Consider the following 26965-nt stretch of genomic DNA (forward strand, 5'->3'; position numbering starts at 1 on the left):
ATAGATGAGCGATAGCAATATCAATGAGCGATGCTGAGGTCTTCCGCGCTAGCGCGCTGACTCGGGTCTACCGCATGGGCGAGGTCGAGGTCCACGCCTTGCGCGGGGTCGATCTGGTGCTCTACGGCGGTGAGTTGGTGGTGCTGCTCGGCCCCTCGGGCAGTGGGAAGTCGACCCTGCTGAATATCCTCGGTGGGCTCGATCGCCCGAGTGCCGGCACGGTGACCGTCCACGGTCACGATCTAACCGCGGCGGGTGAGGGTGAGCTGACCGCCTTTCGCCGCCACTTCGTCGGTTTCGTCTTTCAGTTCTACAATCTCATTCCCAGTCTGACGGCGCGCGAGAACGTCGCCATCGTCACCGAGATCGCCCGCGATCCTATGGCCCCCGAGGCGGCGCTGGAACTCGTCGGCCTGGGCGGGCGGCTCGACCACTTTCCCTCCCAACTCTCCGGCGGTGAGCAGCAGCGCGTCGCCATCGCCCGGGCGATTGCCAAGCGGCCGCAGGTCTTGCTCTGTGACGAGCCGACCGGGGCGCTCGATTCAAAGACCGGGATTACCGTCCTTGAGGTGCTTGAGCGGGTCAATGAAGAGTTTGGCACCACCATCGCCATCATCACCCACAACGCCGACATCGCCTCAATGGCCCACCGCGTCATCCACTTCAAGGATGGTCTGATCGATGCGGTTGAATGCAATACGCAGCGGCGCCGGGCGCGGGAGCTGAGCTGGTGACGCTGGGCCTCTGGCCCCCACGGGCGTTGACGCGCAAACTCTGGCGCGAGCTCTGGACGATGCGCAGCCAGGCCGTAGCGATCGCCGTGGTCATCGCCGGCGGTGTCGGCACGCTGGTGATGTTTCTCACCTCCCTCTACGCCTTAACCGAGACGCGGGCGGCCTTCTATCAGGAGTACCGCTTCGCCGATCTCTTTGTCAGTGCCGAGCGGGCCCCGGTCGGCCTGCTCGCCGAGATCGCGGAGATCCCCGGGGTGCAGCGACTCGCCGATCGGGTCGAGGCAGGCGCAACGCTCGAGCTACCCAGCTTTGATGAGCCGATCACCGGGCAGCTACTCTCGCTGCCGGATGGGGAGAACGCCGTGCTCAACCGCCTGCACGTCAGTGTTGGCCGGTTGCCGGAGGCCGGCAGTGGGCGCGAGGTCGTCGTCAGCGACGGCTTTGCCGAGGCGCATGAGCTGCGCCCCGGCGATCGGCTCAGCGCGGTGATCCGCGGGCGCTATCAGCGGTTCGAGATCGTCGGGGTGGCGACCTCCCCAGAGCACGTCTATCAGATCCGTCCCGGCGACTTGATGCCCGATCATCGGCGCTACGCGACCGTCTGGATGAACCGCGAGGCGTTGGCCGCCGCCTACGACATGGAGGGGGCGTTCAACAGTTTGACCGTGGCGCTGACGCGCGATGCCCGCCCGGGCGAGGTGATCGCCGAGCTCGATCGCCTGCTTGAGCCGTGGGGTGGGCGCGGCGCCCACGATCGCGACTTCCAGACCTCGCATCGGCTGCTCGAGGATGAACTGACGCAGCTGCGCAGTATCGCCGTCCTCATCCCCGGGATCTTCCTCGGGGTGGCCGCCTTTCTCCTCAACGTCGTCGTCGGCCGCCTGATTGCTACCCAGCGTGAGACCATCGGGATCCTGAAGGCCTTCGGCTACTCAAGCGGGGCCATCGCGCTGCACTACCTGCAGCTGGTCTTGCTGATTGTCGCGCTCGGGATTGGCCTCGGGGTCGGGCTCGGGTACGTGCTCGGCGAGCAGTTGGCGCTGCTCTATGCGGAGTTTTTCCGCTTCCCCTTCCTCGACTATCGGCTGCAGCCGCGAACGGTGGCCATCGGTGCGGCGGCAACGACCCTCGCGGCGCTGTTGGGCACGTTGACGGCAGTCCAGCGCGCAGCCCGATTGCCGCCCGCCGAGGCGATGAGCCCGGAGCCGCCGCCGAGCTTCCGCCCGACCCTCTTCGAGCGGCTGTTGGCCTATTGGGGGGTGCAGCGGTGGCTCGGACAGCCGACGCGCATGATCCTGCGCTCGATCGAGCGGCGCCCGGGGCGCAGTCTGATGGCGATCATCGGTATTGCCTTTGCTGTCGGCATCCTGCTCATCAGCCCCTATCAACGCAACGCCCTCGATACCATCGTCGATGCGCAGTTCAGCTTGGTGCAGCGCGACGATGTCAGCGTGACCTTCTATGAGCCGGTCTCACGCCGGGCACTGCACGAGCTCGCCGGGCTGCCAGGGGTGCAGCAGGTGGAGCCGTACCGCCAGGTGGCGGTCGAGCTGATCGCCGGCCACCGCACCCACCGCTTGGCCGTACTCGGCCTTGAGCGCGATGCCAGCCTGCGGCGGTTGCTCGATCAGGAGTTCGCCGAGGTGCCGCTGCCGACTGCCGGGGTGTTGATGACCGACTACCTGGCCGAGATGCTCGAGCTAGAAGTCGGCGATACGCTTGAGGTGCGCCTCCTGGAGGGGCGGCGCGAGACGGTGCAGGTTCCGGTCAGTGGCACCATCGCGGAGTATATCGGCGTCTCGGTCTACATGGAGTTGACGGCCCTGAATCGCCTGCTCGGCGAGGGGGATGCGATCAGCGGGGCGTGGCTGGCGGTCGATGCCGAGCAGCGTCCGGCCCTGCTTAGCGCGCTAGAGCGCCGCCCGCTGGTCTTCGGGGTGATCGAGAGTGAGGCGGCGCTGGAGAACTTTCGCGACTACCTCGACGATACCATGGGCGCGATTTTGGTGCTGACGACGGCGCTGGCGGCGGTGATCGCCTTCGGGGTGATCTACAATAACGCCCGTATCGGTTTAGCAGAACGCTCGCGCGAACTGGCCAGCCTGCGCGTGCTCGGTTTTACCCGCGGCGAGGTCAGTTACATCTTGCTCGGCGAGCAAGCGCTGTTGATCTTGTTGGCGCTGCTGCCGGGGTTCGTGGTCGGGCACTATCTCTACGCCGGGTTGGTGGCGGCGGTCGAATCCGATCTCTATCGGGTGCCACTGCTCCCCTCGCCGGCGGGGATGGCGACCGCCGCGCTGGTGGTGCTCGTGGTCGCGGTGATCTCGGGTGGGGTGGTGCGACGGCGGCTCAATCGGGCCGATCTGGTGGCCGTGCTCAAGGCGCGCGAGTGAGCGAGTAAGCGAGCGAGTGGGTGTGGGTGAGTGGGGCCAAACGGAGGCCTGAAGGGGGTGCAGTGAGACGCTATCTTCTCTATATCGTCAGTGGGGTGCTCGTCGTCGGGCTGCTGGTGATCGCCCTGCGCCCGAACCCGCTGCTGATCGACGCTGAAGGTGTCAGTCGCGGCCCCCTGGAGCGCACCGTGACCGAGGAGGGCGAGACGCGCGTAATCGAGCGCTACCGCATCACCGCCCCGGTCACCGCGCACGCCGCACGCATCACCTTAGAGCCGGGCGATTCGGTCACCGCCGGAGAGGTGTTGCTGCGGCTGGCACCGGTGACGGCCCCGATGCTCGATGCGCGCACGTACTTACAGGCTCAGGCGCGTTGGGCGGCGGCAGTGGCGGCCCTGGAGAGCGCCCGCGAAGAGGCCGCCGCAGCGCGGGCCGCTGCAGAGTCGGCAGCCGATGCCTACGCGCGCAGTCAGGCGCTGAGTACGGAAGCGTGGGTCACCGAACGGGCCCTGGAGGAGGCAGCTGCCGAGCGCCGCCGCACCGCTGCAGCCTACCGCGCCACCCAAGCACGGGTGGCACTGGCACAGGCGCAGCGCGATGAGGCCGCTGCTGCGCTTGCTCCCGTGCGTTTGAGTGAGCCCCCGTCTGGCGGTGGGGCATCGAGCAGTCAGCCACTCAGCAGCGAGTGGTTGAGTGGCGAGTCGTTCAGCCTGGAACTGCGCGCGCCGATTGATGGCGTCGTCTTGCACCGCAGCTTTGAGAGCGCGCAAGTGGTCCAACCCGGAGAGTCGATCCTGGAGATCGCCGATCTCTCTCGCCTCGAGGTGGTGGTCGAGGTGCGCTCAGAGGATGCCGTTGGGATCACACCAGGGATGGCGGTGCGCTTGGAACGCTGGGGCGGCGAGGGGCCGTTGGCCGGCCGCGTCCGGCGGGTCGAACCGGCCGGATTCGAGTACGTCACCGCCCTTGGTGTCGAAGAGCAGCGGGTGCGTATCATCGTCGATCTGGAGACTCCGCGCACAGAGTGGGAGCGCCTCGGTGATGGCTATCGGGTCCAGGCGGTCTTTATCCTTTGGGCAGAGGATGACGTGCTGCGCGTGCCGAGCAGCGCGCTCTTTCGGAAGGGCGAGCAGTGGGGGGTCTTTGTGATCGAGGAGGGGCGGGCGCGGTTGCGCAGCGTCGAGATCGGTCAGCGCGGGGCGCGACTGGCGGCGGTCGTCTCAGGTCTGGAGGCCGGCGAACAGGTGGTGGTTCACCCGCCGCGCGAACTGAGCGACGGCGACCGGGTCGCTCTGCGTTAGGGCAGGAGGTGTCCGGTACGATCGCTACCCTGCTCTAAGGATCGAATCGGCTTGCAGTGGTGATGGACCAGTGGTGATAGACAGGCTCGATTGGCGGCCTCAGCCAGATGGGCGCTAAAGGCAGTTGCACTCGCTGCCACCACCAGCGATGCCGCCCTCAAGCAGGAGCAGTTGTCGTTTCCGTTCAACCCCCCAACGGTAGCCGCCTAGCGCCCCGTCGCGGCGCACGACGCGATGACACGGGACTGCTACGGCGAGCCGATTGGCAGCGCAGGCTTGCGCGACAGCGCGCACCGCGGTAGGGGCGCCGATTCGTTGCGCCAGCTCGACGTAGCTTACGGTGCGGCCCACTGGAATCTGCCGCAGTGCATGCCAAACACGCTCCTGAAAGGCAGTGCCGCGAATGTCGAGGGGCAGGGGCAGTTCGAGTGTGCCCCTGGGCGCTTCGATGAAGGCCGTAAGCGACTCGATAAGAGCCGCAAGATCAAATCCTTCGGCCACCGCGAACGATGCAGGAGACGAAGGATGCCTCTTCGTAAAGAGCGCCTGCAGGCTGGCGGTAAGTCGCTCTGGCGTATCGTCGAAGGCGATGGCGCAGAGGTGGGACTCGGTTGCGGCGACACCGATCCAGCCGAGGCGGCAGCGCGCTACGCCGTAGCGAATGACAGCGGACGCTGAGGTGGTTGCCGGGTGCAGTAGGCGCGTCTGCTCAATCACGCGGTTCCTCTTTGCACACTTGAAAGGCGGCGAGAGCCTCCTCACGACTGCTGCGCAGATCGACGATTGGCTCCGGATAGGTTCGACCGAGGGTGACACCGGCGGTCTTGCGGGCCGTGCTTGAGGCCGTCCACGGCTGCTGCAGATTGCGGTCGCTTAGGGCGGCGAGCTCCGGCACCCAGCGCCGGATATAGTCGCCCCGAGGATCGAAGCGCTCCCCCTGGCGAACCGGATTGAAGATGCGGAAGTAGGGAGCGGCATCGGCACCACAGCCAGCGACCCACTGCCAGCCCATGCTGTTGGCGGCGAGATCCCAGTCGACCAAGGTAGCGCGGAAAAAGGCCTCCCCATGCTGCCACGGCAGGCGCAGGTTTTTGACCAAAAAGGAGCCGACGACCATGCGCAGGCGGTTGTGCAGCCAGCCAGTCTCCCAGAGTTGACGCATCCCGGCATCGACCAACGGGATGCCGGTGCGACCGCCCTGCCAAGCGGCGAGGAGGGCACCGTCGGGATCGGGTCGCCACGGCATGCGGCTAAAGCGACGATCGACCGGCTGCGTGTCCAGATCGGGACACTGCGCCAGCAGGTGGTAGGCGAATTCGCGCCAACCGAGCTCTGCTAGGAAGGACTCGATATCTGCTGTACTACCACTAAGCGACAAGGCGCGATGCCATAGGGCGCGGATGCTCACCTCGCCGAAGTGGAGATGCGGTGAGAGGCGCGAGGTCCCAGGCTGCGCGGGTAGATCCCGGGCTTGCGGGTAGGCGGCGAAAAAATCCCCATCGAGTGCTTCAAACCGTGCCGCAGCCGCCGTGCAGCCAGGCTGCCAGTGCTCAGCTAGTTTTAGGTCCCAGCGCACCTTCGGTAGTAAGCCGAGCTGCTCCGGGTGGAGCGGGTGGAGTGCCTGGCAGCTCTCCGGCAGCGTGGGAGGGGGTGGCAGTGCCGGCGCCGGTTGCGGCAGCGGCGGGGCCAACTGCGCACGCACCTGTCGCCAGTAAGGGGTAAAAACCCGATAGGGTCGGCCGCTGCGGTTGCGAATAGCGGTCGGCTCGGTGAGCAAGGCGTCGTTAACAAGGTGCAGCTCAATGCCGTGTTCGGCGAGGGTGTGGGCCGTTTCACGTTCGCAGCGCTGCGCCCACGGTTCATGGATTACGGTGCCGAATACCCGCTCGGCGCCGCACGCTTGGGCCCAGTGCAGCAGCGTGGCCGTGCTAGGGCCGCTGGCGATAAAGAGTTCGCTGCCGTGACGGCGCAGCGCCTCTTGCAGTGCGACTAGGCTGTGGTGAAGCCACCATTGGCTGGCGGTGCCGGGTCCGAGCGGGGCGTCGCCGACCGCTGCTGCTAATGCTGCTGTCTCCGAGGAGAGCGATGGGTCGTGGGGATCGTCGACATAGAGCGGCAGCACTCGCTCGGCTTGTTCGGCTGCGGCGGCGAGGGCCGGTTGATCAGCGAGGCGCAAGTCGCGCCGCAGCCACACAATAGCGATTCGAGGCATGCCAGTTACCCGCCAGTTACCCGCTAATCACCCACTGATCGCAGCCCCCGACTGCATCACCGCGATAAAGTGACAGGTGGTGCCGGCGGCGACGAAGAGGTGCCAGACAAAGTGGCTATAGCGCAGGCGGTGGTCGAGCGAAAAGAAGATGACACCGACGGTGTAGGCGATCCCGCCGGCAAGCAGCCACATCAAGCTGACACTCGGGAGGGCGGCGGTGAAGGGTTCGAGCGCGATCAAGACCATCCAGCCCATCGCCAGGTAGAGAGAGACACGGAGAATCGGTCGAGTCACCCCGAAGATAATCTTGAGAAGGATACCCAGTGCCGCCAATCCCCAGACAATCCCGAAGAGGGTCCACCCCCACGCGCCGCCGACAACGCCGATGGTAAAGGGCGTGTAGGTCCCGGCGATCAGCAGATAGATCGCCGAGTAGTCGAGCAGACGAAAGAGGTTTTTACTCGCGCCGGGCGGCATGGCGTGGTAGAGCGTCGAGGCCAGATAGAGCATGATCATGGTGGCGCTGAAAACACTCGCCCCGACAATAAAGCGTGCACCGCCCGTACTGGCTGCCTCGATCAGCAAAAAGGGCGTGGCGATCAAAATGATCAGCAAGGCGATCCCATGGCTCAGAGCGTTGGCGATCTCTTCACCGCGGGTCGGGTGTTGTTGGCTGGGAGTGCTCACGAGGGCCGCCCTCCTGATGGTTTGCGATTTGCAGTGCGTCGGCCGTCCGCGCGCTGCTTCGCTAGTGACCTGCTCCCAGTATGATACATCGTCGTGGACAGCACCATGGGGGTAGGCAGGAAGGGGCCGGTGCCGTCTGCAGGCGTGCCAGTGCGACCGCTGGCCGGAAGTATAAAAGCGCCGGCGGGGAGGAGGTTGAGCGGTTTAACAGGTTGTGCTCGCTTAATGCTCATGCGGGTGATGTGGCCACTTCATGCTGTATTGAATAAAAAACTGCCACGCATCAGAATGATGGCTGCCGTCGTGGATGCTCTCTTTGCCAGCTGTTAGATCGGCGTAATTGAGTTGGCTGCGGATCGAAGAGGCGTCGCTCGGTTGATGTGTCAGCGCCAAGGCGTAGCGATACGACGCATCATGATCCGCGAAGGCAGCGAAGCCATTGTCAGCGTTGCCACTATGCCACGCTTGATTGGCGACCAAGCCGAGCGCTTCGGCACGTACTGCAGCACGCCAACGCGGTGCGATGCCGTAGACCGCCTGGACATAGAGACCGTCCTGCTGCCAACTCTCAGTCGCTCCTGTGGCCTGGGTGCCGAGGTAGTCGGCGGTGATGTCGCGGTAGAACCACTCCCCCTGCAAGGTGATCGTACGATGGCCGCGGGCGGTCGCCGTGGGCTGGTAGTGATAGCGGGCATCGACGCCGGCGAACCAACTCGTGCCACTCTCCCAGCGTTGCGCCTCACGCTCTGCGTGAGCGGCCTCCCAGGAGCGTCCATAGCCGCCGGAGAGCCCAAAATGAGCGCTATGCTGCGCCTCTAGCGATGGGGCCCACTGCGCGAAAAGGGTAGCCAGATGTGGCCCTGTTGCCCCGCTGTAGCGTGTCAACGGTCCGTCCTGGTCGCCCTGCAGCGCCTCGGCACCGAATTGCAGATCGCCAATATCCCAGGTCAGTTGCACGCCGATCTCTTGCAAACCGTGGTGGCCAAACAGGTACTCATTGACCCATGGGCGATCGACGAACTCCCAGCTGTGGGCATGGCGCCCATTGATATAGCCGATACCGGAAAGAAGGCGTCCCCCTTTTAGTTGCAGTCCGGCTGGCAGCTGCCGGGTCGTAAAGTAGGCCTCCTCTAGGTCGATGCGCCCCGTATCCTCAACGACGAGCATTGCGAAGGCATCGAAGAAGGGGTCGACCGTCGCCTGAAAGACGAACTCGGTCTCACGCAGCTGAAAACCTTCGGTAAAGCCGTGGGCGTGGCTGCTGTGGCTGTGACCGGCCGTGCGACGCGGCAGGTCGAAGCCTCCCGGGGTGCGGCTGTGTCCAGAGAACTCCGTAGCGTAGACCCCATCGAAGATAACCGTAACCTCGGGGTTAAAACGTGCGCCTGAAGCCAGCTCTCCGGAGCTGCTGTGGCCGGAGCTGCTGTGGCCGGAGCTGCTGTGGCCGTCACCTCCGGCGTCGTGCTCAGAGTGGTGGTGTTCGGAGTGCTGCCCCGAATGGTGCCCCGAATGCTGCTCGGCGAGCGCTCCAGCGCTGTGTTCAGCGCGGTGTTCATCGCCCCGTTCAGTTGCCGTTGCTGCTAGCGGCACAAGGAGTGTTGTCACCGTCGCGCTGAGCAGTAGCCTGGTGAGAAGCGGCAGCACTCTATGGGTGCGCTGTTGACGGCAACAGAGGGGCGATGAAGGAGGGTGCGGGCACGGCATCTATAGAGATCTCCTGGTTCTGCTCAGGGGCGTTCGGCAAACTCAGCAATCCGATCGCTCAGCGCGGTGGGTAGTGGGCGCGGAAGCATCGGCGGGTACGGAACCGGCCGGAACCGGTGGCCAGAACCGGTGACAGGCACGGAACCGCTGGCACGGAACCGCTGCTACAGCCGGACCCGGTGATAGGCACGGAACCTCGGGGCGTACGCCATCAACAGCTCAACAGCAATGATAATGGTTGCTATTATCAAGTCAAACTGCGTTGGCTCCGCGATGGTCAGCCACCGCCGTACGCCCCATCGAAATTCTCATCGGCCGGTAGGTCGATGGCGGCGGCGCTCCCCGCGGCGCTGCTTCGCTTCACGCGGCTCCGCCGCGCGCTGCTTCGGCCCTTGTTGCTTTGTGCCGTGCTGCTTCGCACCGCGCGGCTGGTGGGCCGGCACCAGGTGGCGTTTGCTGGGGCCGATCAAGTCGTCGCGCCCCAGCCGCTGCAGCGCCTCACGCAGCAGCGGCCAGTTTTCCGGGTCGTGGTAGCGCAAAAAGGCCTTATGCAGACGACGTTCTCGGAGACCCTTCGCCGTGGTGACCATGCTGAAGCGCGCTGCTCCATCCCCATCCCTATCTTTACCAGGGGTCGGCAGATGAATCGGCTGCAGTGGGTCGATCCCGGTATGGTACATCGTCGTGGCCAGCGCCATGGGGGCAGGCAGGAAGGCCTGCACCTGGTCGGGGCGAAAGCCGTTGCGTTTGAGCCACAGGGCCAATTCGAGCATATCTTCGGCGCGCGTCCCCGGATGGGCGGCGATGAAGTAGGGGATGAGATACTGCTCCTTACCGGCCTTGCGGCTGTAGTCGTCGAAGAGCGCTTTGAAGCGGTCGTAGGCAGAGATGTCCGGTTTGAGCATCTTCGCCAACGGCCCCGGCTCGGTGTGCTCAGGGGCGATCTTCAAGTAGCCGCCGACGTGGTGGGTCACCAGTTCGCGGACGAAGCCCTTCGAGCGGACGGCTAGATCGTAGCGGATGCCCGAGGCGACGAGTACTCTTTTGATACCCGGGTGGTTGCGGGCCTGACGCAAGAGCTGGATCAGCGGTTCGTGATCGGTCCGCAGCTGGCTGCAGATGCGCGGGTAGAGACACGATTGACGACGGCAGCGGGCTTGGGCCTCGGCGTTGCGACAGCCGAGCCGATACATATTGGCCGAGGGGCCGCCGAGATCGGAGATCACTCCGGTGAAACCGGCGGTGCGCTCGCGGATCGCGTCGAATTCGCGCAAGATCGAAGCGGGTGAGCGCGACTGGATGATGCGCCCCTCGTGCTCGGTGATCGAGCAAAAGGTACAGCCGCCGAAGCAGCCGCGAACGCTGTTGACCGAGAAGCGAATCATCTCCCACGAGGGAAAGTGGGCCTCGCCGTAGCTCGGATGCGGCGCACGCGCATAGGGGAGTTCATAGAGCGCATCGAACTCGGCGGTGCTTAGCGGCAGCGGTGGCGGCGTGACACAGACGGCACGGTCGCCGTGGGGCTGGATCAGCGGGCGCGCATTGTAGGGGTTGGTCTCTTGGCGGATCACCCGTGAGGCGTAGGCGTAGGCGACGGGGTCGTCGCGGACCTGCTCAAAGCTCGGCAGTACGATGGTCGTACCCGACGCGCTGCCGCTGTTCGACGGCGACAGTGCGCGCTGAGCGGGCGTGGTGCGTGCTGCAGCGGTCTGTTCCGACCGCCCAGACTGCCCAGACTGCCCAGAGAACTCAGATGACCCAGGCGGCTCACCTGGCCCCGTTTGCCCTGATGATTGCCCAAGCACAACGGCGGTGCCGCGTAGATCCTGGATGGTGCGTGGCGGCTCGCCGGCGGCGGTGCGATGGGCGACGTCGACGAGCGCACGTTCGGCGTTGCCGTAGAGCAGCAGGTCGGCCTTGGCATCGAGCAGGATCGAGCGGCGGACTCGATCCGACCAGTAGTCGTAGTGGGCCAAACGGCGCAGGCTGGCCTCGATGCCGCCGATGACGATCGGCACCTCCGGGTACGCCTCGCGGGCGCGCTGGCTATACACAATCACAGCCCGATCGGGCCGCCTATTGCCGGCGTCGTCGGGGCTGTAGGCGTCGTTGCGCCGCCGCTTACCGTCGGCGGTATAGCGGTTGACCATCGAATCCATGTTGCCGGCGGTGATGCCGAAGAAGAGCTCCGGACGACCGAGCGCCTGAAAGTCAGCGGCCGAGCGCCAGTCGGGCTGGGCAATGATGCCGACACGAAAGCCTTGCGCCTCAAGCAGACGGCCGACCAAAGCGGCGGCGAAGCTCGGGTGATCGATATAGGCATCGCCGCAGATCAGCACCACATCGCAGCGATCCCAGCCAAGCTCGCCCATCTCGCGCAGCGACATCGGCAGGAAGGGCGCCGGTGCCGTCCGTAGGCGTGCTGCCCAGTGCGGTCGGTAGTCGAAAAGCGCGGGTGTCTCCTTCAGCTCCACTCAAACCTCCGCCAAGGAATCCGCTCCTTCGAGAGCCCCAAAAACCTTAACAACTATTCCCACTATCAATCGGCTATCGAATTGATGGCGGATTTTCAAGATGCCTCAAGCTCGGGAAGAGGCCTTGATCATTCATGGGTCCACAAGCCCGCCACGTAGCGGAGGACAGTGGTCGTCGGCTGGGAGCGCCGGCGTCCTCGCCGGTATGCGTGAGAAGAATGCCGGCGGGGACGCCGGCGCTCCCAGGTAAAGCGCTCGACCACCGCCACGTTTTAGCAGTGTGACTGAGTCCCGGGGAACAGAGGTTGGGCGCTGTTTGGCAAAGTGGACCAAGCGATGATCACCCCCGAACTCGGTGAGCGCTAAAACTTCTCACTGCGCAGGACCGCGACTTCGCTAATGAAGAGGATCATGGCGAAATCGGCGTAGTAGTGGGTCCGCAAGTGCTCAGCGATGGTATCGGCAGTCGCCTCATCACAGACCACTTCGATGCGGATATTGCTGTTCGCCTCCCAAGCAGAGCTGCGCACCCCACGGTGACCCTTGCCGCGGGCATCGGTAACCGTGTAGCCGTGCGCCCCGAGCCGCTCAATATCGGCGACTAAGCGGCTCTCTATGGCCGTTTCACTGACGATTGTCAGCAAGCGCCGTTTGGCATAATCAGTCATCGACTACGCTCCCCAGAGAGCCTCCGCCCATACCGCCAGTTCATAGTAGAGCGGAATCCCGATCAAGACGTTAAACGGAAACGTCACCCCCAGCGCAGCGGCAAGGGAGAGCGTCGGATTGGCCTTCGGGACCGAGATGCGCATTGCCGCCGGCACCGCGATATAGGAGGCACTCGCAGCCAGGACGGCCATCATCGCGCAGCCACCGACCGAGAGCCCGAGCAGCCAGCCTACCGCCAAACCGATCGGTGCCGCCACCATTGGCATGGCCACGCCAAAGAGTATCAAAAAGAGGCCGTGGCGACGCAAACTGCCGAACTGAGCCGCGGTGATCAACCCCATCTCGAGCAGGAAGAGGGCCAAGATGCCGTGGAAGAGATCGAAGAAGAGCGGTTCTATGGCGCTTACCCCTTCGGGGCCGACAGCCCAGCCGATCAGCAGCCCGCCACCGAGGAGTACGATGCTCTTGCCGAGGAAGACCTCATGCGCTACCGCGCCGAGGCGCATGGAGCGCAATCGACCGCGGGCGAGGACGATGCCGACGAGGATCGCTGGGATCTCCAGCACCGCAAGCAGTAGCGGCATGTGGGACTCAAACGGGATGTCGCGAGTCAAGAAGTAAGCAGCGGCCACCGCGTAGGTCGCCACACTGACTGAGCCGTAGTGGGCGGCGATGGAGGCGGCATCGGCCCGGCTGAAGCGCCCCCAGTAGAGGAGCAGGGGAAAGGCGATTAGGGTCAACAGGGCGCCCATGGCGATGACCGCCACGATCTGCGGCAGCAGCTGCAAGAAGGGTTGTTGCGCCAGTTCGATGCCGCCCTTCAGGCCGATCGCCAACAGCAGTAGGATGCTGACAAGCTCGTAGACCGCAGCCGGTAGCCGCAGCTCGGAGCGCAGTACACCGGCGGTGAGGCCGAGTAGAAAGAAGAGCAGAACCGGATCGATGTTCATCGGATTGGGTGCGCAGGGCCTTCTTCTTCTCGGGCGAGTCTTCTCGGTCGGGGAGGGAGCGATCACGCACCGTGCGGGGCACAGCGCTCAATCGCCACTGGATTGTAAGAACTGTTTTCGTGCGATGCAACATTAAACAGCACCGGAATGATCGAGGCCGCCGCCGCGCACCCGCACGGCGCTCTTGCCCGGGGCCGTGCGCGTGATCTCGATTCGGGTGCCGATGCGCTCGGAGAGTTCGTCGATGTGCGAGATCACGCCGACCTTGCGTCCCTGTGATTGGAGCCGGTCGAGCGCGTCCATGGCGATGCGGAGGGTATCGGCATCGAGGCTGCCGAAGCCCTCATCGATAAAGAGCGACTCCAGACGCACGCGCTGCGAGGAGAGTTCGGCCAGGCCGAGGGCGAGGGCGAGTGAGGCGAGAAAGGTCTCGCCGCCGGAGAGCGAGTGAACACCGCGGATCTCGCCGCCCATATCGTCATCGTTGACCAGGATATTCAGGTTATCGCTGCCGCGCTGGAGGCGGTAGCGCGGGGCGAGGCTAGCGAGTTGGGCGTTGGCGTAGGTGAGCAGCACATCGAGTGTCCACTGCTGTGCGTAGCGCTGGAACTTATCTCCATTCGCCGAACCGATCAGCTCATCGAGTTGCTGCCACTGCCGGGTGACCGTCTGTTGCTGGCGCAGTGCTTCGAGCCGCCCGGCGGTGCGCTTCTTACGCTCATCGTCGCTGTTGAGCCGGCTGCGCAGGTCGGCTAACTGCTCGGCGGCGGCCGTCAGCGCTGTATTGGCCTCGGTCAGCGCCGCAGCGACGGCTTCGGCGCCGCGCTGCGAGATCCCTTCGGCACGCCAGCGCTCGAGCTGTTCGGCGTTCTCCTGCTGTCGCATCTCGAGCCGGCTGTGCTCCTGTCTAAGCTGCTCTAAGGCGTCGCGCTGCGGTTGCCACTGCTCCGGCGGGGTGGCGAGCAGTTCCAAAAGCGTATCGAGGTCGTCGGCCGGTAGATCGATGGCGGCATCAGCATGATGCGTGCGGAGCCACTCGGCGAGCTGCTGATGGGCGTGCTGCTGCTCGCGCTCTAGCTTTTCGCGTTCGCGTTGCCAGTGCTGCAGATTGTTCTCGGCGGTCGACAGTGCGGTGCGGGCGGTCGACTCGGCCTGTACGGCCTCATCATGAGCGCGGCGGGCGGCGGCACTGGCCGCGGCGAGCTGCTCTTCGTAGGCGTTGAGGTCGCTGGCGCTGAGGATCTCGTGGCGCTGTCGCCGCTGCGCCTCAAGCTGCTGCGCCAGCTCGTTCTGTGCTGTCCGGTCGTGCTGCTCCTGCTCGGTCAGCTGGCTGAGCTGCCGCTGATGCTCGGCCAGTTGCCGCTCCAGCAGCGGGCGTTGCTGCTCGGCCGACTCGGCCTGTTGGCGCAGTTGCTCGCCCTCTTGCCACTGGGCGAGCAGGTTGGTCACCGTGGCGATGGTCGGGGGCACGGTCGTGCGCAGACGGCGCTGGACAGCAGTGAGGCTCTGTGTCTCGCTCTGCTGTCGATCTTCGAGCTGGATCCGAGCGCGCTCGTTGGCCTCAAGCAGCGGGGCGGCCTGTTGTTCGGTTTTAGCAAGCTGTTCGTTGTGTTGTTCAAGCCTCTTTTCGGCAGCGCCGAGCTCCTTCTGGGCCTCGCGATAGCGCTGACGGGCCGTCTCCAGGGCGCGTTGCTGCTCTTGGAGTGCTATTTGGCGCTCACCGAGAGCCGTCTGCAGCGGCGCAAGCTGCGCTTTCAGACCCTGCAACTCAAGGGTGCCGCGGGCGCCGGCGGCACCGGCTTGATGCAGCAGCTGCAGATACGCAAGCGTTACCTTCTGTCGAAGCCCCTTCTCCTCGGCGTGCAGACGGTCTAAGCGCAGTGCACCCTGTCCGATCTCGGTGTGGGTTGCGGTCTCCTCCTGGAGCAGCGCTTGGCAGTCCGCCTCGGCCTCCTGGCGCTGCCTTTGCAAGGCATCGACCCAGGTGCGGAGCTCATCATCGCTCTGGGCGTGGCCGGGGTGCTCGCGCGAGCCGCAGACCGGACACGGTTCGCCGGCGTGGAGTTGTCGGCGCAGCACCTCGGTGTGGCGATCGACAATATTCGCACTGATCTGCCACGCCTTCTCGGCCTCCTTAAGGCGAGCCTCGGCCGCTGGGCGCAGCGCCTGCAGCTGCGTCAGACGGGCCACGCGGCTTGCCTGCTGGCGGCGCTCAGCGCTCAGCTCGCTGCGTTTGTCGGTGAGCGTGGCAGCGGCCGCTGCGGTGGTATCGAGTTGCCGCTCGAAGCGTTCGAGCTGGCGTTCGTTGGCGCTTAGTGCGCTGCGCTGCTGCTCAATGGCCGCGGCATCGAAGCGCTGTTCGGCAGTGGCGGCCTCATCGCGTGCCGTTCGCTTCTCTTGAACGGCGGCGGCGGCTATCCGCTGCGCCTCTTTCGCCTGGGCGATCTGTGTGCGCGCCGCGGCGGCCTCTTGGGCGTGGGCAGCGAGCGCAGCGGCGGCCTGAGCGCGCTGCTCGCCGGCGTTGACCGCGGCCTCAAGTTCGCGTCCGAGGCTCCTCCACTCGTCAACAGTGGCGCTCGCAGCAGCCAGCTGCGGGTGTTTTTCTTGCCACTCTGGCCAAGCGTCGCGCTGCGCCCGATTCGCCTCTAACGTCCTCTGTGCACTCTGCAGCTGCTCGCTGAGGGTGTTGCGCTGTTCGGTTAAGGCGTCGGCTTGTCGTTCCTGCTCCTGGAGCTGTTCGGTGAGGCGGGCGATCTCTTGATCGATGGCGCGCGCCTGACGGATAACAGGGATCTGTGCCTGCTGAGTCGATTCGGCAGCGGTCAGCCGCTCTTGCTGGGTGGTGAGCTGCTGCTGCGCGGCGGCGTGCGCCTCTTTAGCCTTCTCGTGCTCCGCGGTGAGCTGACCTTGCTGCGCTAAGTGCGCGTTTAGCGCTCGCTCGCTGCGCTGGCGCTCGTGATCGAGCGGGCGGGCCGGTTCAATCGCCTCAAGGCGCCGGATCCACAGTGTTTCGTCGTGGCGTTCGGCGAGCGCTTTACGGCAGGCGGTCAGCTCGTCTGCCAGCTCGCTGCCGCGTTTCTCCAGCGCGCGGCCGCGCTCGTGCCAGTTGGCCTCGCGCTGCAGTTGATCGAACGCTGCTTGCGCCTGCTCGCGGTGCCGCTGTGCCGCAGCGAGCTCGCTCTCCAGCGCTTGCCGCGCCGGTGCCTCAAGGGGGGGATCGAGGGCGAGTTCGCTCTCGAGTCGATCAAGGCGCCGACTCTCTTCGGCGGTGCGCTGGTGGCAGCGCTGCGAGAGGGTGCGGTAGATCTCGGTGCCGGTGAGCGATTCGAGCAGCTCGGCGCGGGCTTTGACATCGGCGCGCAGGAAGGCGGCGAACTCGTTCTGGGCGAGCAGTACGGAGCGGCAAAACTGCTCGTAGGAGAGACCGAGCGTCTGTTCAATCTTCTCGCGAGTCTCGCGGATGCGACCGCTGACCACGCGGCCGTGGGTTCGATCCTCGAGGCTGGCGCTGGCCTGTTGCAGGCGTCCGGTCGGGCGGTTGCGGGCGCGCCGGACCTCCCAGCGTGCCCGCCACTGTCCACCGTCGATGCCGATGTAGTCGACCTCGGCAAAGCCGCTGCCGGCGCCGCGGCGGAGGATGTTGCGCGGATCGTGTGGGCTCAGCGCGCTGTCGGCGGTATCGGGGATCTGCACGCTCTGCTCGGAGGCGCTGCGCAGCCGTGGTGTATCGTGAAAGAGCGCTAGGGCGAGGGCATCGAGCAGGGTGCTCTTGCCGCTGCCGGTCGTCCCGGTAATGGCGAAGAGGCCGGCAGTGGCCAGCGGGGCGGCTTGAAAGTCGATCTCAAAGGGTTCGGCGAGTGCGGCCAGGTTGCTGCCGCGAATGGCCAGCACTCTCATCCTTGTTCCTCCTGCTGCACCTGCTCTTGGAGCTCGCGAAAGAGGGCCCGAAGCTCCTGGCTGGGCTCGTGGCCCCACTGCTCGCGGTAGCGACGGGCAAAGAGCCGATCGGGCTGCTCAAGACGCAGCTCCAGCGCGGCCTCTGCGGTCTCGGTGCCGGCGGTTGCGTCTGCCGTGCTCTCGGCAGCGGTCTGTTCGGCCCCCGCATGAACGTGCTGGGCGCGGCTGGTGGTGATCTTGATCAGCCGCACCGGCTTGCCCTCTAGGGCCGATTCGATCTCCTGTCGCAGGCCCGGTTCGGGGGCGTCGAGCTGCACCCGCACCTCCAGCCACGGCAGGCGAGGCGTAGGGGGATCGTTTGTCGTTGCCCCAGCTGCCCCTGTTGCCCCTGCTGTCCCTGCTGCCTCTGTTGCCCCCGTTTTTTGGGGCGCCTCTGCGGCGTCCGATCCCGCCTCCCCCTCCGGCATCGATGCCGGCAGCGCGCGGAGCGCTTCGAGCACCGTGGCGAGGGGCGCCGGTTGTCGCGGGATGCGCAGCATCTCGACCGGCCGCGGCACCCGCAGCGACTCGACGGCGGCGAGTTGCGCCCCCTCAAGGGTAATTTCGAGGACTTGGTGCGGGTAGTCGGTCTCGGTAAAAGAGAGTGGGAGCGGGCTGCCGCTGTAGCGGATGTGCTCGCAGCCACCGACCCGCTGGGCTCGATGCAGATGGCCGAGGGCGACGTAGGCGATCTCAGATCCGAAGAGAGCGGCATCGACCGCCTCCTCGCCGCCGATCAGCAGACGGCGCTCCGAGTCGACGGAGAGGGCAGCACCGCTGGCGTGCAGATGGCCCATCGCGACGATCGCCTGATCGGCGCTGCGCCGCTCCAAGGCGGCTTCGAGGTGGCGCTGGTAGGTTGCAGCGATGCCGCCGGCGTAGCTTCCGGCGTAGTTTCCGGCGCAGTCTGGTGTGGACGCCTTGCGAGTGAGCAGATCGCCGGGCCGTAAGTACGGGATAGCCAGGCACCAGGCGGCGATGCGGCCGTGGCGGTCGTGGAGCGGGCAGAGCGCGCGCGCTGGCGGCTCGTGCGGCTGCAGCTGGCCGATCACCTGGACGCCGAACTCGGCGAGCAGGCGAGCCGGGGCCTCCAGGCGTCCGGCCGAATCGTGGTTGCCGGCGATGACGACGATCTCAAGCTGCGGCACCTGCCGGCGTGCCTCGGCGAGAAAGCGGTAGAAGAGCTGTTGCGCCTGAGCGGCGGGGTTGGCGTGATCGAAGAGATCGCCGGCGATCAGCAGCGCATCGGGTTGCCGCTCGGCGAGCAGAGCGATGAGCCAGTCGAGAAAGGCGCGGTGCTCCGCGCTGCGCTCGTGACCGTGAAAGAGCTGGCCGAGGTGCCAATCGGCGGTGTGGATCAGTCGCATATTCAATCTCTTGTGAGACGGTTTACCGACTCCGATGGAGCAGGTAGAGAAAGAGCGGCACCCCGAGCATGGCGGTGATGACCCCGACCGGCAACTGCTCAGGGGCGATCGCAGTGCGAGCTACGATGTCGGCCAAGACGAGCAGGGTGCCGCCGGCGAGCGCCGAGGCGGGTAGGATTAGTCGCTGATCGTTGCCCAAGACCAAGCGCAGCATGTGCGGCACGACCAGCCCGACGAAGCCGATACTGCCGGCGGTGGTGACGGCGACGGCGGTCAGTAGGCTCGCCGCCAAGTAGACCCCCCACTCCAGGGGGCGGACCGCCACGCCGAGGGCTTGCGCTTGTAAGGCACCACGGGCGAGGACGTTAAGGCTGCGGCCCAGAGGAGCGGCGGCCACCACCGCAGCCCCCAATACCGCCAGCGCCAGCCACGGGCTGCGCGCGTAGGCCAGATCGCCCATCAACCAGTAGAGCATCCCCGGGAGCTGTTCGCTGGGGCTCACCGCCAGCATGAAGGTGATCACCGCCCCCCAGCCGGCAGCGACTACCACGCCGGTCAGTAGCAGTCGGGTCGGCGTCCAGCTGCCGGTACCGTGTGCCAGACCGAAGACCAGCAGGGTCGAGAAGAGGGCGCCGGCAAAGGCCGCCCCCGAGACCAGCGCCACGCCGAGACCGGCCACCATCGCACTGAGGGCGCCGACTGCGGCCCCCCCGGAGAGGCCGAGCACATAGGGATCGGCGAGCGGGTTGCGCAGCAGTACCTGCATCAGCGCCCCGGCGATCGCCAGCAGACCGCCCACGGCGAAGGCGGCGAGGGCCCGGGGCGCCCGCAGCTCAAAGATCAAGGTCTGGTGAAGCGGCTCTCCGGCGCCGCGGACCACAGCCCACAGCTCAGTCGGGGTGATCGGCACACTGCCGATGGCCACCGCAAGCGTCAGGGCGAGGAGGGCGAAGAGGGCGAGAGTCGCTAACGGGTAGACTAGGCGCAGTACCAAAGAAGACTCCAGCAAAGCTTTCTGAGAGAGGCAGTTCGACTGCCTATAGCTGTTCACAGTTGCGCGCAGCCACTCACAGCTACCCAGAGCCGATTACAAGCTGCTCACGGCTGCTTACCGTGGGAGTGGTGACGGCCCTGGGCGACCGCCGACCTCGTGCGCATCACTGCTCAGCGTACCTCTTCAAGCTGATCGCACAAGATCTCGATGCCGTCGAGCATCCGCGGGGTCGGTCGCTGAATCTTCGACGGCGGCACAAAGAAGAGATGATCGTTCTTGACTGCGCTCAAGTCAGGGTACTTCCGCCACTGCTCCAGCCACTCTTCGCTCGCCTCTCCCATGCCGCCGGCGACGATCGCTTGCGGATCGGCGGCGAGGATCGATTCGACATCGAGTCGCGGGGTCAGGCGCTCAAGCTCGCCGAAGAGGTTGCGACCGCCACAGAGGCGGATCGCCTCGCTGATGATCTGCGTGTCGTTAACGGTGATGATCGGATCGGCCCAGACCTGGTAGAAGACCTCGACCGGTTCGCTCGCGGCGTAGCGGGCCTCGAGTTCGGCTAGCCGCGCGCGCAGGCTCTCAGCCGTCTCCTCGGCTTCCCGCTCACTGTCGAGCAGCGTGCCCAGTCGCTCCAGGGTGGTGGCGATATCGGCGAGTTCGCGTTGCTCGCTGCGATAGACGGTCAGACCAAGCCGCTCTAAGCGTTCGAGCTGACTCGGTGAGTTGCCACTGAGCCAGCCGACGACGAGATCGGGGCGCTGGGCGAGCACGGCCTCGATATCGATGCGGTTGTAGCTGCCGACGCGCGGAAGTTTTTCGGCCTGCGCCGGGTAGTCGGCGTGGCTGACCGCGGCCACTACCCGATCGCCGCCCCCGGCGGCAAAGAGCAGTTCCGTAACGCCGGGGGAGAGCGCAACGACGCGTTGCGCCGGTTCGCTCAGGCAGATCTCTGCCCCGGTGTCGTCTTCGACGCAGCGAGAGGCTGCATGGCTCGGGCTTGTACCGGTTGCGAACCCAACACTGCAGCAGAGCAGTATCGACATTGTAGTCAGAGAGCCGCGTCGGCCGAGTGAGACACAGCCAGATCCAGGGCGGCCAGATCCAGAGCGGTGGCGGTAACGGCGGAAGGCACCCAAGAGCTCGGTGATCGCCTGTGTCGATTGCGTCATCGCATCACTCCTTCGCTAGGTGCAACGGCGGTTGGCTTTGGTCGCGTACATTGCCATATCGGCATGTCGAACGAGTTCTTCAGCGCTCTGTGCATCATCGGGATAGAGACTGATGCCGATACTAGGTGGGCAAAAGAGCGTGAGCCCCATGATCTCGAAGGGTGCTGATAAGGCACTTTCGATCTTCTCGGCAACCGGTCGCACTTCACGTGGGTCGGTCAGCTGAGTTACCACGACCACAAACTCATCGCCGCCGAGACGCGCTGCAATGTCACTGGCGCGTAGACTGCCGCGCAGGCGATCAGCCACTTCAATCAGTAGTTGGTCACCGACCTGGTGGCCGTGAAGATCGTTCACTGCTTTGAACCGATCGAGATCGAGAAAGAGTACCGCTAGGCGCCTTGCCTCACGCTGTGAAATAGCGAGTGCTTGCTTGAGTTGTTCTTGTAAGGCGTAGCGGTTAGGCAGGTTGGTCAGTGCATCGTGGTGGGCAAGATGCTGGAGTTGAGCCTCGGCGCGGCGGCGCTCTTCAATCTCGACTCCTAGCTGGGCGTTGGCCTCGCGCAATTCCCGCGTGCGTGCCTCGACGCGACTCTCAAGTACCGCTTGAGCGTGGGTCAGTTGTTTTGCCATCTTGTTGAAAGCCTTGGCGAATTGTTGAAACTCCAGGGGGCCGCTAGGCTGCGCTCGGTGCTTATAGTGGCCTGCTGCGATGGCATCAGTGGCCGCAGTCAGGCGGCGTATGGATAAGACGAGGCTACGACCAAATACAAACCCCATCACCGCAGTTAGCAGCAGGATGATCCCTAGCGCGGCACCGGTCAGTAACCGCAACTGGAACGCCGGAGCAAAGGCTTCAGCAGTGTCGACCTTGACCGCCATGCCCCAGCGCAGCGCTGGGATATAGCGCCAGGCGGCAACGACCACGTGCCCCATCTGATCGTAGGTTAGCCCGTGTCCAGTATTACCGGCTAACGCCTGTTGCAAAGGAGGGGTGAGTTTGGTTAGGGGGACACGGTGGTGGTCGGCCGTCTGTGAGAGGCGCTGCAAAGACGCTGTATAGAGTACGGCATCATGACTGTCGCGTTGCGCCATGACGATTTCACCGCTAGCGCCTAAGCTGGTGTGACTGTTGAGGACCGGATCGAGCAGCAAGAGGTCGAGTTGTAGTGCCACGGCCCCAAGCAATTGCCCCTCCTCAATAACCGGGGTGATTAAAAAGGCGGCCAGTCCGCCGTCTGCTAACGGGCAGGGGCCGAAGGCTGTCAAGTAGGGGGTGAGCAGACGCTTGCTATAAGAAAAACCTTTTGCCAGTTCGGTTTCCTGAAACCGCTCAGAGAGTAGGCTAGTATGCGGCTGTACCTTGCCTGAGACACTAAAGGTCACAAGTCCTACTTTGTCTATTAGCAACAGGTCGCGGTAACCAGGTTTTTGCATAAAGAATTCGATAAAGTATTCAAGTTTATCAATTTGTTCGTGTTCGTTTGGTGGGGCGGTAAGAGTGTTGCGAACCAGTTGCGATTTGCTGATTAGCACAGCATCGTATATGCGTTCCTGCATATAAGAGTCGAGTTCACGTGCTTTGTGATCGGCCAAGATACTCACAGTTGTGACCACGTTTCGCTTTAGTGAGCGTTCAGAGGTGGTTAGGATGTAGCCGGTTAAGAGGAGCGTTGGCAGTAAAACCAGTAGGATGAAGCCGACGAGAAAGTAGGTGCTGATGCTGCTGCAGGCTCGCTTCGCGCGGTAGTGGTCCGCTTTGGGCTGTGGTTTTAACGGAGTGGAGCGCCCACTTTTGGGGTTGTTTGTCATGGCGCTGATTGTTCCCCAAACGATAGTAAATCGCATCCCCTGCTGCAAATTATTTGAATGCAGCGGATTTTTGCTGTTGCCTTGGACGAGCCTCGTTGTCCCGGTTGAACCGGTCCGTTTGCAGCAAACGGCCTCTCTCGCATGAGGCAGGCCGGCGTCCGGTGGTTATTCTGGGCGTATGGATGTTCTTAATAGGATAGGACAAAAAAATCGAACTTTTTGCAGCTCGCAGCTTAGCTGCAGTGGGTTCGGGGGTTGCCGTGAGGCGTGGTGGTGTTGGTGTGCCGCCGACACTCCTGCGGTAAGACTGTGGTGATGCGGCCTACAGGTTGTGAACCCAGCGTAGTACCGCCTCCTGGAGTTGCCTGCCACTGCCTCGGTGGGCGGTCGGGTAATTGACCAGAAGCACTACGATGACGTCTTCGTTGCTGCGGTTGCGGACGTAGCCGGCTACTGCCGAGACCTGGTTCAGATGGCCCGTCTTCAAGTGCATGCGTCCGGTCTCGGGACCGTTGCGGAAGCGTCGGTGCAGCGTGCCGTCCATGCCGGCGAGGGCCAGCGAGGAGACGAACTCGGGGCGCCACGGGCTCTCCCACCCAGCTTGCAGCACTTGGGCCAGTTGCGCCGGTGTCATGCGGGCAGTGCGGCTGAGCCCCGAGCCGTTGTCGACGATCATACCTCTGACATCGACGCCGAGGCCGGCGAGTACCTGGTAGATCGCCTCTCGCGACTCTTCGAGTGTCGCCGGCGGACCGTTGCGTTCGGCGGCCAGCGTCAGCGCTAAGTGGCGTGCCGCCACGTTCAGGCTCCATTTGTTGGCAACCCGGATGAGCTTGCTCAGCGGGCGGGACTCGTTGACAAGCAGTGGCAACAGCATCGCCTCATCGGCCGAGTCGGCGGGGGCACCGTAGCGGACCTCTCCCAGTAGCTCGCCGCCCCACTGTTCCCAGTGCAGCCGAAAGAGCTTACGGTTGTAAGACTCCGGAGAAATCGCGGTGCGCAGCAGAACATTGTCGCCACAGTTAACCGGATAATCGCCGGCGAGGATCACCCGCGGCGGGGCGCTGCTGTTGTCGACCGCATAGTGGAGACCTTGCAGCCAGCCGTTACACGAGCCGTGGACAGCACGCAGCTGATTGACGATCTCTAGGCCGGGCAGCGGCGGGTCGGGCTCGATGCGAATCTGCTGGCTGACCGGATCGGGGATGATGTGAAAGCGCACGGCGTTGGCGTTGACATGAAGCGCATGCGGCGGCTGATTGTAGGCACGCAGGGGCTGCCCATCGAAGGCGCCGGGATCCTCCCGCGGCAGATCGAAGAAGCGGGTATCCAGCAAGACGTCGCCTTCGATGCGCTGCAACCCAGTGCGGCGCAGCGCCCCCAGCATACGCCAGTGCTCCTCGCTGACCATGCCGGGATCGCCGGTGCCGCGCAGCACCAAATCGCCCTTCAGTACGCCGTCGCGCACCGGTGCCGTGGCATAGATGGTCGTCTTCCAGGTATAGGTAGGACCCAGTTCGGCGAGTGCGGCGAGGGTGGTCGCCAGCTTCATCGTAGAGGCCGGATTGAAGGGGCGATGGGCGTTGAGCTGGGCCAGCGGCTCCGGGTCGCCCACCCGCTGTACCCACAGGCCGACAACATCGGGGGGGAGATTCTGGGCACGCATCGCCGCCGCAATCGGCTCCGGCAGACGATCACCGGAGGCGCCTGCTGGGGCAGCCAACAGTAGCAACAGGAGCGGCAGCAGGAGCGGCAATGCAATGCGCAGCGGGATTGGCAAATGTGCCCGCCGTGCAGCACCGCACAAGGGTCTGGGTGAGGAGAGAGGCAGCGCTACACTCGGCATCGGAAGGTATCTGCTTCTACTGACGGCCCGTGAGTAAGCGATCGCCCGATCGACGACCGCCTTCCGTGCAGTCTATCAAATTGCTGCTAGGGCAGTGCGGTTACGTGTCCTCTTTGACGTCCGGGGCCATGGATAGCGGCAGGATGCTGTCACGAACCTGCTGAGTATACCCGCTCATGCTGCTCTCGCTTCGCTAGTTAAGCTCGGTTATCTTAGTCCATCCGTTATTTAAGGGAGGGGCGCTTTGCTTAAATAAGCACTGGACGCCATCATGAACTATGAGCGACTTCGCCCCCAACCAACGCCTGGGCCGCATGGTGGAAACACCCGTTGCGGGAGAGATGGTGCGCGCTTTCGTGCCACCTCCGCTGCCGCCCGTGCCGACAATCGACGTGCTGGCGCTTCTGGACCGGCTCAGCCTTGCCGAGCGCGCCCTTGGACGGTTGGACGGCATCACGATGCTGCTGCCGCGTCAGGAGCTGTTTCTCTATATGTATGTCCGCAAGGAGGCGGTGCTTTCCTCACAGATCGAAGGAACGCAATCGACACTCTCCGATCTGCTGCGCTTCGAGACCGAAGCAGAGGCCGGTCAGCCGATTGACGATATCCGCGAGGTATCGAATTACGTCGATGCCATGGTGTATGGGTTGGAACGGCTGCAGGAACTGCCGCTGTCCCTGCGATTGATCCGCGAGATGCATGCGCGCCTGTTGCAAAGCGGGCGTGGCGGCACCAAGGATCCCGGCGAATTTCGACGGTCGCAGAACTGGATCGGTGGCACACGCCCCGGCAATGCGCTCTACGTGCCACCGCCGGTCACCGAGTTGGACAACTGCCTGGCCGCTCTGGAACGCTTCATACACGAGGACCAGTCGCGCCTTCCGGCTCTCATCAAGGCCGGCCTGTTGCACGTCCAGTTCGAAACCATCCATCCGTTCCTCGACGGCAATGGCCGTATCGGCCGCTTGCTGGTGACGCTGTATCTTTGCGCGAATGGCGTGCTGCGAAAGCCGCTTCTCTATCTCAGCCTGTTTCTCAAAACACATCGCGCGGACTACTATCGCCTGCTACAGGAAGTGCGCGAACACGGGCATTGGGAAGCCTGGCTCGACTTCTTTCTTGCCGGCGTGGCCGAAACGGCGAACCAAGCATTCGACGCCGCTACGCGGATTGTCGACCTGTTCAAGGTGGATCGCGAGCGTATCACGGACAAAAGCGACCGCGCCGGTTCGTCACTACGCATCCTTGAGCTGTTCCAGCGGCACCCATTTCTGACCGCGAACCAACTGGTTGAGCACACTGGCCTGTCGGCACCGACGGTCAACGCGGCGCTCGCCGACCTCGAACGCATCGGAATCCTTGAGGAGATCACAGGCCGAAAGCGAGGGCGCGTTTTCAGCTATCGTGCTTATCTGAAAATTCTTAGCGAGGGCACGGATCCGCTGCCTAGAACCACCTGAAGAGAGGTGGCCAGTGTTATGCGGATCAAGTTTGTCGAGATCTCGAATGAGGTCGCTCGGGCGCATGCCGTGGCCGGCTCGACCGGCGCTGCGAAGGCCTCGACCAGAGCGTCGCGAGCTATTCTTCCTTCCCCCGAGGGCTCTGCTCTTGGCGATGGTTAGCGGCTGTGCCTTGGTTGTGCGAAGGTGCCGCAGCCGTGCGAGACTCGGCAGTGGACGCAGACGGAGGGTCAGACGTCTCGCCGGGGTTCGATGCGCGCCGCTCGGCGACACTCCGACGAAAGCCAATCACGAAGCCGATCACAAAGCCCACCACCACAAGAAGAGCCGCGCCGATAGCGGCGTAGATCAGAAAATCCATAGGCACCCCCTGAAAACTCCAGCCATAGCTAAACCGTCCTCTGAGTTAGCGCACCAAGGGTGGGGCGCGCGAGAGCAGGTCGCCGCCTGCGCTGTTTCGTTCGGCCAGAGGGCGAAAAAGAGGCGTTGCAGTCTTCGACCGTATTTATGATAGTACATAGTGGGAGAGCCGTGGTGGCTCTGCACACTTTCTTCGGGTTTTTTTGATAAAAATAAAAACAACATGCATGCCAAATGCTGATTGCACCCCTGGCATTTTGCCCTGCCCTGCCCGGTTATCGGTTGGCTAGCTGATCGTTAATGGCTGTCGCCGGGATGCGCGTATTGGTCGCCGAGGACGATCCGACCAACACCTTGTTGATCCGGGCGCTACTTGAGCGCTGCGGTGCTCAGCCGACCGTGGCGGAGCACGGCCAGGCGGCGCTGGAGCTTTGGCAGCAAGCCGAGCACGAGTTCGATCTGATCCTGCTCGATATGCAGATGCCGATCCTTGATGGGGCGGCGACCGACCGCGCTGTGCGCGCGGCCGAAGCCGAGCAGGGGCGTCACCGGCGGACCCCCATCGCGATGCTCTCTGCCCATGTCACTACCGAAGCGCGCGAGCAATGTTTGCAAAGCGGCGCCGATACCTATATGACGAAGCCTATTCGCCTCGATGCGCTCGCCGAGCTCCTGCGCTGGGCGAGGCGGGAGCTAGACTCTAGTCTTGCAAAAAATGCGCGATAGTGTACTCTTGACTCATGGAGAACACCATGAGTACAGGCAAGGCGGCGAAGCGGCTGGGTGTTTCGGTCAAGACCCTGCAGCGCTGGGACCGCGAGGGGCGCCTCGTTCCAGCGGCACGAACTGACAGCAATCGTCGTCTTTACACTGAGGCCCAATTGCGGGAGTTCATCG

Annotated in this window: 19 protein-coding genes; 6 read left to right on the top strand and 13 right to left on the bottom strand. The window is 64.3% G+C overall.

Annotation, left to right across the window (positions count from 1 at the left end; genetic code table 11):
• Positions 1-23 precede the first annotated feature (23 nt).
• From CKO15_RS07640 to CKO15_RS07650, 3 genes are all read left to right on the top strand, one after another.
• The gene (locus CKO15_RS07640; RefSeq protein ID WP_200194445.1) at positions 24-734 is read left to right on the top strand and encodes an ABC transporter ATP-binding protein; all 711 of its coding nucleotides are present in this window, start codon (positions 24-26) and stop codon (positions 732-734) included.
• The gene (locus tag CKO15_RS07645; protein WP_338036021.1) at positions 731-3127 is read left to right on the top strand and encodes an ABC transporter permease; all 2397 of its coding nucleotides are present in this window, start codon (positions 731-733) and stop codon (positions 3125-3127) included. The genes CKO15_RS07640 and CKO15_RS07645 overlap by 4 nt, the downstream gene beginning before the upstream one ends.
• Before the next feature lie 62 nt (positions 3128-3189).
• A complete protein-coding gene (locus tag CKO15_RS07650; protein ID WP_200194458.1) occupies positions 3190-4428 on the top strand; it encodes a permuted SH3 domain-containing protein in 1239 nt (412 codons plus the stop codon).
• A gap of 114 nt (positions 4429-4542) precedes the next feature.
• On the opposite strand, the gene CKO15_RS14520 is transcribed toward CKO15_RS07650, so the two are convergent.
• The 13 genes from CKO15_RS14520 to dacB form a co-directional block, all read right to left on the bottom strand.
• Positions 4543-5145, bottom strand: coding sequence for a methylated-DNA--[protein]-cysteine S-methyltransferase (locus CKO15_RS14520; protein ID WP_338036022.1), 603 nt, complete (start codon positions 5143-5145; stop codon positions 4543-4545).
• Positions 5138-6640, bottom strand: coding sequence for a cryptochrome/photolyase family protein (locus tag CKO15_RS07660; protein ID WP_200194464.1), 1503 nt, complete (start codon positions 6638-6640; stop codon positions 5138-5140). The genes CKO15_RS14520 and CKO15_RS07660 overlap by 8 nt, the downstream gene beginning before the upstream one ends.
• A gap of 27 nt (positions 6641-6667) precedes the next feature.
• A complete protein-coding gene (trhA, locus tag CKO15_RS07665) occupies positions 6668-7327 on the bottom strand; it encodes a PAQR family membrane homeostasis protein TrhA (RefSeq protein WP_200194471.1) in 660 nt (219 codons plus the stop codon).
• Between the two features lie 222 nt (positions 7328-7549).
• Positions 7550-8932: a porin family protein gene (locus CKO15_RS07670; protein WP_200194477.1), complete on the bottom strand. Its 1383-nt coding sequence runs from the start codon at positions 8930-8932 to the stop codon at positions 7550-7552.
• 407 nt (positions 8933-9339) lie between these two features.
• Positions 9340-11505 carry a YgiQ family radical SAM protein gene (locus CKO15_RS07675; protein ID WP_338036023.1) on the bottom strand — a complete coding sequence of 722 codons (2166 nt, stop codon included), beginning with the start codon at positions 11503-11505 and terminating at the stop codon, positions 9340-9342.
• A gap of 362 nt (positions 11506-11867) precedes the next feature.
• Positions 11868-12173 carry a P-II family nitrogen regulator gene (locus CKO15_RS07680; protein ID WP_200194483.1) on the bottom strand — a complete coding sequence of 102 codons (306 nt, stop codon included), beginning with the start codon at positions 12171-12173 and terminating at the stop codon, positions 11868-11870.
• 3 nt (positions 12174-12176) lie between these two features.
• Positions 12177-13124: a sodium-dependent bicarbonate transport family permease gene (locus tag CKO15_RS07685; protein WP_200194489.1), complete on the bottom strand. Its 948-nt coding sequence runs from the start codon at positions 13122-13124 to the stop codon at positions 12177-12179.
• 132 nt (positions 13125-13256) lie between these two features.
• Positions 13257-17021 carry an AAA family ATPase gene (locus CKO15_RS07690; protein WP_200194496.1) on the bottom strand — a complete coding sequence of 1255 codons (3765 nt, stop codon included), beginning with the start codon at positions 17019-17021 and terminating at the stop codon, positions 13257-13259.
• Positions 17018-18427 carry an exonuclease SbcCD subunit D C-terminal domain-containing protein gene (locus tag CKO15_RS07695; RefSeq protein ID WP_200194511.1) on the bottom strand — a complete coding sequence of 470 codons (1410 nt, stop codon included), beginning with the start codon at positions 18425-18427 and terminating at the stop codon, positions 17018-17020. The genes CKO15_RS07690 and CKO15_RS07695 overlap by 4 nt, the downstream gene beginning before the upstream one ends.
• A 22-nt stretch (positions 18428-18449) precedes the next feature.
• Positions 18450-19415 carry a FecCD family ABC transporter permease gene (locus CKO15_RS07700; RefSeq protein ID WP_420842127.1) on the bottom strand — a complete coding sequence of 322 codons (966 nt, stop codon included), beginning with the start codon at positions 19413-19415 and terminating at the stop codon, positions 18450-18452.
• A 176-nt stretch (positions 19416-19591) separates the two neighbouring features.
• Positions 19592-20590: a cobalamin-binding protein gene (locus CKO15_RS07705; RefSeq protein WP_242464645.1), complete on the bottom strand. Its 999-nt coding sequence runs from the start codon at positions 20588-20590 to the stop codon at positions 19592-19594.
• A 15-nt stretch (positions 20591-20605) separates the two neighbouring features.
• Positions 20606-22402 carry a sensor domain-containing diguanylate cyclase gene (locus CKO15_RS07710; RefSeq protein WP_200194530.1) on the bottom strand — a complete coding sequence of 599 codons (1797 nt, stop codon included), beginning with the start codon at positions 22400-22402 and terminating at the stop codon, positions 20606-20608.
• A 322-nt stretch (positions 22403-22724) separates the two neighbouring features.
• Entirely contained in the window at positions 22725-24137 is a 1413-nt protein-coding gene (gene dacB, locus CKO15_RS07715) for a D-alanyl-D-alanine carboxypeptidase/D-alanyl-D-alanine endopeptidase (RefSeq protein ID WP_420842128.1), read from the bottom strand.
• Positions 24138-24526: 389 nt separating this feature from the next.
• On the opposite strand from dacB, the gene CKO15_RS07720 reads away from it, so the two are divergent.
• The 3 genes from CKO15_RS07720 to CKO15_RS07730 form a co-directional block, all read left to right on the top strand.
• The gene (locus CKO15_RS07720; protein WP_200194552.1) at positions 24527-25708 is read left to right on the top strand and encodes a Fic family protein; all 1182 of its coding nucleotides are present in this window, start codon (positions 24527-24529) and stop codon (positions 25706-25708) included.
• A 660-nt stretch (positions 25709-26368) separates the two neighbouring features.
• Complete coding sequence (locus CKO15_RS07725; protein WP_200194558.1) at positions 26369-26794, top strand: response regulator; 426 nt, start codon at positions 26369-26371, stop codon at positions 26792-26794.
• A gap of 26 nt (positions 26795-26820) precedes the next feature.
• On the top strand, positions 26821-26965 hold a 145-nt coding region (locus CKO15_RS07730; RefSeq protein ID WP_200193033.1), incomplete at its 3' end, for a MerR family transcriptional regulator.

The sequence above is a fragment of the Halorhodospira abdelmalekii genome, assembly GCF_016583625.1.
Classification (GTDB): Bacteria; Pseudomonadota; Gammaproteobacteria; order Nitrococcales; family Halorhodospiraceae; genus Halorhodospira; species Halorhodospira abdelmalekii.